The sequence below is a fragment of the Candidatus Cloacimonadota bacterium genome (genome assembly GCA_012522635.1).
GTDB lineage: Bacteria > Cloacimonadota > Cloacimonadia > Cloacimonadales > Cloacimonadaceae > Syntrophosphaera.
In genome coordinates this window covers 1-10,788 of sequence record JAAYKA010000068.1, presented here as the reverse complement: position 1 = coordinate 10,788, position 10,788 = coordinate 1, and the positions used below count along the sequence as shown (strand labels likewise).

Below are 10,788 nucleotides of genomic sequence, written 5' to 3'. Positions count from 1 at the left end.
TACAGGCAAAAATCAAGGTCAATCCGGGATTCCGGGTCGGTTTGAACGTGGCCAGGCTGGAATTAACCGAAGACGGTCAGGAAATAGACAGTTCTGATGCCCTGGGATTGCATATCGGGGGATTCGCGCAGCTCGAATTGATGCGTAATGTCTTTTTGCAGCCGGAATTGCTTTACACTCAAAAAGGCACCGGCGCTTATGATGAAGACAAGGTCACCATCGATTATATCGCCCTGCCGGTGCTTCTGAAAACAAGTATCAGAATCCCCTTGAGTCAGCCAATCGTTCTGCAACCGCTTGTGGCGCCGGAAATAGCTTATGCCATCAGCGCGACATCCACCTACAATGACGAATTTTACAAATATATCCATCGCGTGAACGCTGGCTTTAATTTTGGCGCGGATATCACATATACGGACAATTATATCCTGGGTATCCGCTACTATCTGGGTTTGACAGATCTAATGAACCCCAACGCGAAGCGGCCACCAATCTCAAACACCTGCTGGTCAATCAGCATGGGTTATCTTTTCTAAAAAGGTTTTTCAACCCAATTTATCCGATTGTCAGCGCTTCCTCAATATATATGAACGAGCCTGACGAAAAAAGCCTCGTAAAGCCCTAAATCTTTGTGTCGCTTAATTTTGCCTTTGAAACATAAGCGATACATAAGGGGGCAAGCAAGAAGGCGCCATAAAAAACTGGAAAACAATGTCTTTATAAAACTGGCTGAGTATCCAAATCGCGTTATTTGGATTAAAAAAACCCCGGAAGAAATCCCGGGGTGTGTTTTTTAATTTATTCGCTCTATTTGAGCAAAACCATTCTTTTTACAATCGGAGCCGGATGATTTTCTCGGTCGTTGATATATCTTTTTTCCAATTGGCAGAGATAAACACCGCTGGCGCAGGGGACACCTTTCAAATCTTTGGCATCCCAATACACAACTGTGTTTGTGTTGCAACCAAAATAATAGCGTTTTAAGAATTGCCCGCGGTCATTACAGATGGTGAGCCAGCCGATTTCATCAGCACCAAGCTCCACGCCGATATTGGCTCCTTGCGAGCCCACAAAGGGATTGGGAAAAATGCTCATGCCGCCAGAGATTGGCTCAACTGCTCCACCACCAGAGATGTTGACCACAAATTCATAGCTGGCGGAAAGATTTGGGGTGCCATCGTCTGTGGCTGTAATCTTCACGGTATGTGATCCGCCGTTGCTGGCTCTGGCGTTGATGGTCATTTGAATTGAACAGGTGTTTCCTGGATTCACGGTGTAGAACATCCCTGAAGGCAGGGAATGCTGGACCACCGCGTTTGTAATCTGCTCCTCTTCCGGAGAAATCACGGTGAAGGTGAAACTCCAAGATTCTCCCTGATTCAGCTCGATCACGGTTTCGGAAGGAACCTCGGTGAAAACAGGTGCCACGTTTGCGGATTCACCACCGGTGTTAAAAAGGAATAGCTTGCAATCCAGCCAGTCCACGCCATCGTTATTGTTATACGGTCCGTCATAATCGTAGCCGGCGTGGTCGAACCTGCCGATCTGAGCATAAAGAACACCATCACCTTTATTGATTCCAACCGTTGCGGGTGAACCGCCAAAACCGTCCGTGCCGCCAGAGGCGCTGCCTGTGGTCCAACTCATGTCCGCGTAGCTGAAGGCGACATTATTTCCCACTCCAATAGGGGAGTAGCTCCCATCTGAAATCACCAGTTCGAAAGTGTTTAATTTGTCTATGCCATAGCTGTAGTAGCCAACATGGTCCCAGATTACAACCATGTTGTTGGGCTCAATCCGATACCACACAGATCCGGCTCCGCGGGTGTCCACATCGGCAAAAAATGGCGCCACCATTGGGTTGCCACTGATGGGAAAACCCCAGGGGGTATAGTTATAATAGCCGCCATCAAAGGTGATATTCCCATTGTTGTTAATCCAGCATTGGGTGTAGGGCTGACCATAGAGGGAAAAAGTGAAGGGAAGATCAACCGGACCGAGCCATCCGTCGTCATTTGGGGTCATCGCCAAGGTGAAAGATTCCGTGTCATAGGGAATCAGAAGTGGACATTCACCTTCCCGATTTTGGATTGTTAAGAAAGTACTTGAGGGATGGGGTTCCTCTGGATTTGGGTCTGGAATATAGGATTGTTCCTGCTTCCAGGCGTCATAAGCATTTAAAAAGGGGTCTACAGCGGCCTCAAGAAGGGCGGTTCCTGCAATAATCAGGACCGCGAATAAAGAAAAAAGCGCAATTTTTCGCATGGCATCCTCTCTTTTTTAGCTTTGAAGCATAAATGACTGAGGTTGAAAATATGTCAAGAAATAATCTCGTCAAAACCTAAAAGACTGATTCTGCGATAAACTGCAGAATTTTTATGATTTTGAGATGATAAAAAAAGGCTCCGAAAGAATCCGGAGCCAGATTGTCTTGTTTGGGTATAATTACTTCAGAATCACCAGCTTGCGGGTTTGGTTAAAAGAAGGTGTGCTGAGTTTATAGAGGTAGATTCCGCTTCCGCAGGCAAGGCCGTTGGAGTCGGTTCCGTTCCATTGGATGTTGTGATTTCCCTGCCCCACTTGATAGGTTTTAACAACCTGTCCAGCAAGGTTTACGATGCTCAGGGTTCCGGTTTCACCAGCTTTCAGGCTCACTTCGATGTTGGTGATGCTCCCGGCACTGAAGGGGTTGGGGTAGGCATTTTTCAGCGCGATAATTTCAGGATCAACCCCAGGGCTATCGCCACCGATATTCACGGTGACGCTGACCGGGCCGTGGAAGCTGCTGGCGTTATACTCAACAGATTCCAGCCAATAATAGTAGGTCTGACCCACCATCACATCATAATCCATCACATTATAGCTGGAGGTTTGGCTGGTATTGGTGGCAGGAACCATGGGATGGTCAATCAGCATGGCGCCGCTTTGATCAGCACTGGTGTTGCGATAGACGCGATAGCCCAGCATCTGGCTTTCAGTCTGGCTGGTCCAGGCGATGTTCACAAACATGTCGCTGCTGAGGGTGGCGTTGAAGCTGCTGAGTTCCACTGGATTCACACCTTCGATAATGATGGTGAATTCAAAACTGGAGCTCAAAGGTGGTTCGCCATCATCGGTGGCCACCATCGTCACTAGATAGGTTCCCACGTTGGAAGGGAGCGCGGTCAAAGTGAATTCGATCTCGCAGGTATTTCCGGGAGTCATCACATAGCTCATTCCGGTTGGGATTAAGTGATCCACCGTGGCGGTGGTAATTTGTCCCTCTTCAGGAGAAATGACGGTGACGGTGAAGGTCCAAGTATCGCCAACCGCCAAAGTAACCGTGGGCGGATCTGGATATGTAACGAACACTGGAGGAAGGTTTTCGGCCTCTAAGCCGGTGTTGAAAACAAAGAGTTTGCAATCCAGCCAGTCCACGCCGTCGTTGTTGTCGTAGGGGCCGTCATAGTCCGTCCCCGCATGGTCAAACCTGCCGATCTGAGCATAGTCCACTCCGTTTCCATGATTGATGCCAACCGTTGCAGCCGAACCACCAAAGCCGCCCGAGCCACCCGAAGCGTTACCTGTGGTCCAACTCATGTCCGCGTAGCTGAAAGCGACGTTATTTCCCAATCCAATGGGTGCGAAAGTGCCGTCGGAAATCACCACTTCGAAAGTGTTTAATTTGTCTGTGCCATTGGACCAAACGGTGTAATAGCCAACATGGTCCCAAATCACCACCAAGTTGTTGTCTTCGATCCGATACCATACGGTTCCGGCTCCACGGGTATCCACATCGGCAAAAAACGGTGCCACCATCGGACTGCCACTGATGGGAAAACCCCAGGGGGTGTAGCTGGAATAGCCACCATCAAAGGTGAGGTTACCGTTGTTGTTAATCCACAGTTGTGTGTACTCTGTTCCATAGAGATAGAAAGTGAAAGGAAGATTGATTGGTCCAAGAAAACCATCATCGTTGGGTGTCATCGCCTGGGTGAAAGTGTCCGCATCGTAGGGGACTACAAGCGGGCAATCCCGAGTCAAATTATGAGGGGTGTTGAAAGAATTGGAAGCCTGCCCCGGTTTTACAGGGCTGGGGGTTTCCTGAATTTGCTTGATTTTCCAAGCATCATAGTCTGCAGACGGATATGTGGCTTTGGCATTCATCGCGCCGATGCCGATAACCATCAAGGTGACGAACAATACGATCATATTTTTCTTCATGTGTTCTCCTTGTTTTTGTATTGAGGCATGCACACTGTCTTTTTTAAATATTCTGTCAATGAAATAAATCTGGATTTTTCTTTTTATAAGTCTCCTTGGAATATTGTTTATGAACCTTAATTATCCATATTGGAGGGTGTTAACGATGTTGAAATAAATCAACAACATATCAGAAAGAGGTGGTTTTTTATGAAGGTCGTTCGATAATTTGGCATAACCGGGTATTCGGGATGGACTTCGAAGGCTGGAAAATATGGGAGATATTGGGCAATCGCGATGCCAACCTAAAATTCATGAGATTATTTGTATTGCAGAACCCAAAAGAATCGAAAAAAGAAAGTGGTGGAGCTAAGGGGATTCGAACCCCTGGCCTGAACATTGCGAACGTTCCGCTCTCCCAGCTGAGCTATAGCCCCACTTTCTTTTTTAACACACACTGTCTCACATTTGGAGACGTTGTTTTTTACCTCAAATCTTCAAGCAGTTCTTTTGTCAAGGACAGTTTTGTTTCCACCTCGGTAAAGCGCTGTCGCTCTTTTTCCACCACTTCAGGCTTGGCATTTTTTACAAAGTTTTGGTTGTTCAACTTGGCGTTCACCGAGTTCAGCTCTTTTTCCAGTTTTTCCACCTGTTTACCCAGGCGGACGCGCTCCGCCTCGAGATCAACGAGACCCTTGAGAGGCAAGAATATCTCGATATTTCGCACCACGGCGGCAATGGAGGCTGGTGGTTTGGACAGATCCTGCGCCACTTCCAAGCTTTCCACCTTGGCCAGTTTGGCGAAATATGACTCATAGCTTGCGAAAAGCTCTTTTTGGCGCTCCTCCCCCACGCGGATGCTCAGGTTTATCCCCGCGCCGGGGCTAAGATTTATCTGTTTGCGCAGGTTACGCACCGCTGAGATGCTTTCCTGTATGAAAGCCATGTCGTCCGCGATGTTGGGATCAATCATACTTTCATCCGGCTCCGGGAATGCAGCCATAATGAGGGCTTCCTCCGGTTGAGGGAACACACTTTTCACGCTTTGCCAAATCTCTTCCGTAATGAAGGGCATGATGGGATGCAGCAGGCGCATGGAGGCTTGCATCACATCCAACAATATATAAAGAGCTGTGCCGCGGGAAGCTGGGTCGCCGCTGTTCAGCCTGTCTTTGGAAAGTTCAATGTACCAGGAGCAGAATTCATCCCAGATGAATTGAAATACGCATTGCCCGGCGTCGTTCAGGCGCAGGTTTTGATAGTGCTCCGCAGCATCGCGGGCGGTTTCCTGCAGTCGTGAATAAATCCAACGGTCTGCCAGTTCAAGCTTTAAATCCTCTTTAGTAGGCAGATTTTCGCCCTCCTGAATGTTCATCATGATGAAGCGGAAGGCGTTCCAAATCTTGTTGGCAAAATTCCGCCCCGTTTCCAGAATGGCATCGCTGTAGGTCACGTCCGCGCCCTTGGGCGTGCCAAAAACCATGGAAAACCGCAGCGCGTCGGCGCCCACTTTTTCGATGATGTCGATGGGGTCGGGTGAATTACCCAGAGATTTGCTCATTTTGCGTCCCAAATCATCTCGCACAGTACCATGCAGCAAAACGGTGTCGAAAGGAATGGTGTCTTTGAAATGCAGGGTGCTCATGATCATGCGTGCCACCCAAAGGTAGATGATTTCCGGTGCGGTAATCAACACCTGGGTGGGCAAAAAGCGCTTTAAATCCTCAGTTTCGTCGGGCCAGCCCATGGTGGAAAAAGGCCAAAGCCAACTGGAAAACCAGGTGTCCAAAACGTCTTCATCCTGGCGAATCTTGCCGCCACAATCCGCACATTTTTCCGGTTTTTCCACCGCAACCACCATCTTTTCGCAATCTTCGCAGTAAAAAGCCGGAATACGGTGTCCCCACCAGATTTGGCGCGAAATGCACCAATCCCGGATGTTATTCATCCAGTGCATATAAACTTTGGTCCAGCGTTCAGGCTGGAAGCGGACTTCGCCGTTTTCAACCACTTCGATGGCGCGTTTGGCCAACGGTTTCATTTTCACGAACCATTGATCTGAAAGATATGGCTCGATGCTGGTGTGACAACGATAGCAATGGCCAACCGCGTGTTCGTGTTTCTCAATTTTTTCCAACAGCCCCTGCTCTTCAAGCATTTGCACAACTTTGGCGCGGGCTTCATTGCGGTCCATGCCTTCAAAATCGGCACCGGCTTCGGCGTTCATGATGCCATGTTCGTCCATCACCAGAAGCTGGGGAAGCTGGTGGCGCTGGCCAATCTCAAAGTCGTTGGGATCATGCGCCGGAGTCACTTTCACGCAACCCGTGCCGAATTCCAAATCCACAAATTCATCCGCGATCACAGGAATCACGCGTCCCGTGAGGGGAAGCGCGACCTCTTTGCCAACGATGTGTCCAAAGCGTTCATCCCGAGGGTTTACCGCCACGGCTGTATCACCCAACATGGTTTCCGGGCGTGTGGTTGCCACTACCAGATGTCCGCTGCCATCTTTGAAGGGATAGCGGATATACCAAAGATTTCCGCTTTCATCCTCGTGTTCCACCTCGTCGTTTGCCAACGCTGTCACACAGCGTGGACACCAGTTGATGATATATTTTCCTTTGTAGATCAGGCCTTCATCATAAAGCCTCACAAAAACTTCCTTCACAGCCCGGGAAAGCATTTCGTCCATGGTGAAACGCTGACGCTCCCAATCGCAGGAAGCGCCCAAAAGCTTGAGCTGATCGACGATGCGGTCGCCTTTTTCCTGTTTCCAAGCCCAGATGAGTTCCAAAAGCTTTTCCCTGCCCACATCGTGGCGGGTTTTGCCTTCACGCGCCAGCTCTTTTTCCACCATATTCTGGGTGGCGATGCCGGCGTGATCCACACCTGGAAGCCAAAGCGTAGGCTGTCCCAACATGCGATGGAAGCGGATCACAACATCCTGCAGGGTGTTGTTTAAAACGTGACCCATGTGCAGAATGCCAGTGACGTTTGGCGGCGGGATTAGAATCGTGAAAGGCGGCTTTGAGCTGTCTTCCACGGGACGGAAATAACCTTTTTCCTCCCAAAACCGATACCATTTTCTTTCAATTTGGGCTGCTTCGTAAGTTTTGCTGATCTCCATTTCGTTTCCTTCAAATAAATCGTGTTTATGACCATCCAGGCCGTATAAAACAGTGTGAATAACAAAAATTCATCGACCGCGTTCTCAGTCAAGCAATTCTTGCGTGAACCGTTTCAGAACAGGCCTTGACACTTTTTTGGGATAAGACAAAACCCGGCCTTCAAGACCGGGTTTCGCCAAGTCTGATATTATATTTTATTTATTTCAAAATAACCATTTTGCGGGTCTGGCTCAATCCACCCACGTTGAGGCGGTAGAAATAGATACCGCTGGCGCAGGTCTGACCTTGGCGGTCAATTCCGTTCCAGACAACATTGTGGGCACTCTGGCTCAGAGGAAAGGAAGCCACGCGCTGGCCGCTGAGGTTATAAATTTCCAGACTGCCGCTGTCCCCGGCTTTGATTTCCACAGGAATACTGGTTTGAGCACCGCTGATGAAAGGATTGGGATGCGCGAAGCCCAGATTGCTGCGTTCGGGCAGTGAAGGCGTCTGGGTTTCGGAGATATTGATGTTCACAGGGCCAAAGAATTGGTTGCTGCCGTTCATGTCGATGCTTTCAAGCCAGAACCACCAGGTTCCCGGATGGTCGAATTCGCTGGCAGTGAAGCTGTATTGAGCGCCACAACTGCAATTTTGAGCCGGAATGAGCACGGGAGTCAGGCTTACGGCTTGGCTCAGGTTTTCGCTGTCGGATTGCAACACGCGGAAACCAATCATATCGGTTTCAGAGGCTGTGCTCCAGTTCAGGATGGCCTGGTTTCCACCGGTCAAAGTGGCAGTGAAACCACTCAGGACCACCGGTGTAACTTCGCCGTTTTCTTCCTCTTCGGCAAGGAGGTGAAATTCAAAATCATGGTAGGAAGATGTAAACGTCGTGCCTGAAACCACACCTTCCATCTCGATGATAACTTTGTAGCTGGGGGCAAAAAGTTCCGCCCATTCAGGATCGCTGTTCGCAAGATCCACATAACCAAAACCGCGTCCTTGCTGGCCATGGAAGATGCCGGGGCCGATGTTATCGTTCTCGCTCCAATTAAAAGACGGCGTCAAACCCATGCCGGCGATATAGTCTCTAATCTCAGCGCCGGCGGGGTAGGGAGTTGTAATCTCAAATTCCATATCCACGATCTGCAGTTTGGGTTCGCCGTTCAGGCTCAAATAACCATTGGAATATGAATAGGTGCGAATGTCGCCGGATTCAGATGGAGTGTCCCAGGGATTTTCGGAATTCACCAGGTTTGTCCTCACCAAATTTGTACGCGTGAAGGGGCTGAAGCTCAAACCGATGTTCATCGGATCCAAGTGCGGCATTCCATCCGCGGCGATGCACTCGATCTGGGTGCCAGTGCTGCCGGGAACTGGATCTTGGATTTTTACTGTATCCTCAGCATAGTAGTGTAAAAATGGATACATCGTGTAAAGCGGGCCGCTTCCGAATGAGAACCAGTTTCCATCATGTGTCATAAACGAAGGACTGTCAAAATCGAAAATCCAAAAGCTGTTGCGATCGGTACCTTCCAAATTTTGGATATCGAAACTGAAGAGGGGATAAGTTTCAGCGGACAGTAGACCCGCGATCAGAAGCAACGCGAAAATCGTCACTAAACGCTTGCCCATCAGGTTTATACGTTTCATAATTATGTCTCCTTGATTGAGAAATTAAACTTAAAAGACAAGACTGCCAAACCGGCTATTTTTGGCAAGTCTTTTTTACAAAATCGATTTGTTCATGACCAAAAAGCGTGGATAGCAGAGCCGTTATGGCGCTGGAAATGGATAGAGCCGATACGGTTTTGCGCCCATTTTGCCATCTGACTCTAATAATTGTTTTGACAAAAAAGCCAAAGATATTTTAAGGTGCATTCAACAGAAAACATTGATGGAGAGAAAGATGAGCAACGATGTGATCCAATATTTCCTGGAACTGATTGCCATAGACAGCGAATCTGGTGACGAACGTGCCATGATGGACCGCCTGCGTGAAGATTTGGAAAAACTGGGCGCGCGGGTCGAGGAAGACGGCGCCTCAAAAAACACTGACGGAAACGCTGGCAACCTGCACGCACTGATTCCGGGGAAAATTGATAAAAAACCAATTTTGTTTTGCGCCCACGCGGACACGGTTCGTCCTGGAAAAGGCATCAAAGCCATCCGCGAAAATGGTCGCATTCGCACTGATGGCACCACTGTTTTGGGCGGTGACGACAAATCCGGCATCGCCGAAATCGTTCAGGGCATCCGAGAAGTTGTGGAAAGTGGACAGGACCACGCGCCAATCGAGATTTTAATCACTGTGGCGGAAGAAATTGGTCTTCTGGGAGCAAAATATTTTGATAAAAGCAAGCTGACTTCGGCATTTGGCTACGCTTTCGATTCCCACCGGGTTGGAGACTTGGATGTGGGCGCGCCGGCTCAGAATTCCATCAAAATCGATATTTTTGGAAAGGAAGCCCATGCCGGGGTGGAGCCTGAAAAGGGGCTGAATGCCATCCGCGTGGCTTCTGAAGCCATCTCCGCCATGCCGCTGGGACGTATCGATTTTGAAACCACTTGCAATATCGGCATTATCGGTGGAGGAACCGCCACAAACATCGTCCCGAACAGGGTTTTAATCAAAGGTGAAGCCCGCAGTCACAATGCTGTGAAATTGGAGCAGGTGAGCGCAGATATGCGCCAAGCGGTTGAAAGTGTGGTGCAAAGGCATGAGGGTTCGTCCTTTAAATGGATAATGAACCAAGAATATGCTGCCTTCCGTATCGATGAAAACGAAGAGCCTGTGCGGCTGGCGCTGGAAGCACTTAAAAATCTGGACATAAGAGCCGAGGTGACCGTCGGCGGTGGAGGCAGCGATGCCAACATCATCAACGCCTCTGGTTTACCCATGATTATCTGTGGAACCGGCATGAACAAGGTCCACACTGTGGAGGAAGACATTGAGGAAGAAGAACTTAGGCGTGGCGCAGCGTTCGTTGCCCAGTTGATCCGGATTTATTCCCGGGGAGAATGAGATGCTGTTGGATATAAGCTTGATCGGATATGGAAAGATGGGCAAAATGATTGCCTCCTTGGCAGAGGAATATGGCTGTCGGGTGAAATCCATCATCGATCCCAGTGTGGAAGGCTGTGAAAGCCAGATCCGGCCAGAAATATTGGGCGAGGTTTGCCTGGATTTCAGCCTGCCGGATTCGGTTTTGGAAAACATCCGTAAAATCACCGCGGCAGGAAAAAACATTGTTGTCGGCACCACGGGCTGGAACGATAAACTTCCTGAAGTGGAGCAAATGGTTAAAGAGCATAATGTTGGCCTGGTTTACGGTGCGAACTTTTCCATCGGCATGAATCTTTTTACCCGCGTTGTGAAATATGCGGCTTCCATCTGTGACAAGTTTCCCATCTACGACGTCTGTGGCTGGGAAATGCACCATAACAACAAAGCGGACAGCCCTTCCGGAACCGCGATTCAACTGGCAGAAAC

Annotated in this window: 7 protein-coding genes and 1 tRNA gene; 3 read left to right on the top strand and 5 right to left on the bottom strand. The window is 49.1% G+C overall.

Annotation, left to right across the window (positions count from 1 at the left end):
- The coding region (locus GX135_03935; GenBank protein ID NLN85241.1) for a PorT family protein at positions 1–536 on the top strand (536 nt) is incomplete at its 5' end.
- 271 nt (positions 537–807) lie between these two features.
- Here the strand turns inward: GX135_03935 and GX135_03930 are convergent.
- The 5 genes from GX135_03930 to GX135_03910 all read right to left on the bottom strand — a co-directional run bounded on the left by GX135_03930 (position 808) and on the right by GX135_03910 (position 8,948).
- Positions 808–2,265 (bottom strand): hypothetical protein, encoded by a 1,458-nt coding sequence (locus GX135_03930; protein ID NLN85240.1) that lies wholly within the window; start codon positions 2,263–2,265, stop codon positions 808–810.
- Positions 2,266–2,445: 180 nt separating this feature from the next.
- On the bottom strand, positions 2,446–4,203 hold the full coding sequence (locus tag GX135_03925; protein NLN85239.1) for a T9SS type A sorting domain-containing protein: 1,758 nt from the start codon (positions 4,201–4,203) through the stop codon (positions 2,446–2,448).
- Positions 4,204–4,543: 340 nt separating this feature from the next.
- Positions 4,544–4,619 (bottom strand) — tRNA-Ala (locus tag GX135_03920).
- A 47-nt stretch (positions 4,620–4,666) separates the two neighbouring features.
- Positions 4,667–7,312 (bottom strand): valine--tRNA ligase, encoded by a 2,646-nt coding sequence (locus GX135_03915; protein ID NLN85238.1) that lies wholly within the window; start codon positions 7,310–7,312, stop codon positions 4,667–4,669.
- A 199-nt stretch (positions 7,313–7,511) separates the two neighbouring features.
- Positions 7,512–8,948 (bottom strand): T9SS type A sorting domain-containing protein, encoded by a 1,437-nt coding sequence (locus GX135_03910; GenBank protein ID NLN85237.1) that lies wholly within the window; start codon positions 8,946–8,948, stop codon positions 7,512–7,514.
- A 256-nt stretch (positions 8,949–9,204) separates the two neighbouring features.
- On the opposite strand from GX135_03910, the gene GX135_03905 reads away from it, so the two are divergent.
- Together GX135_03905 and GX135_03900 are read left to right on the top strand one after the other, a co-directional pair.
- Positions 9,205–10,320 carry a M20/M25/M40 family metallo-hydrolase gene (locus tag GX135_03905; GenBank protein NLN85236.1) on the top strand — a complete coding sequence of 372 codons (1,116 nt, stop codon included), beginning with the start codon at positions 9,205–9,207 and terminating at the stop codon, positions 10,318–10,320.
- 7 nt (positions 10,321–10,327) lie between these two features.
- On the top strand, positions 10,328–10,788 hold a 461-nt coding region (locus GX135_03900), incomplete at its 3' end, for a 4-hydroxy-tetrahydrodipicolinate reductase (protein NLN85235.1).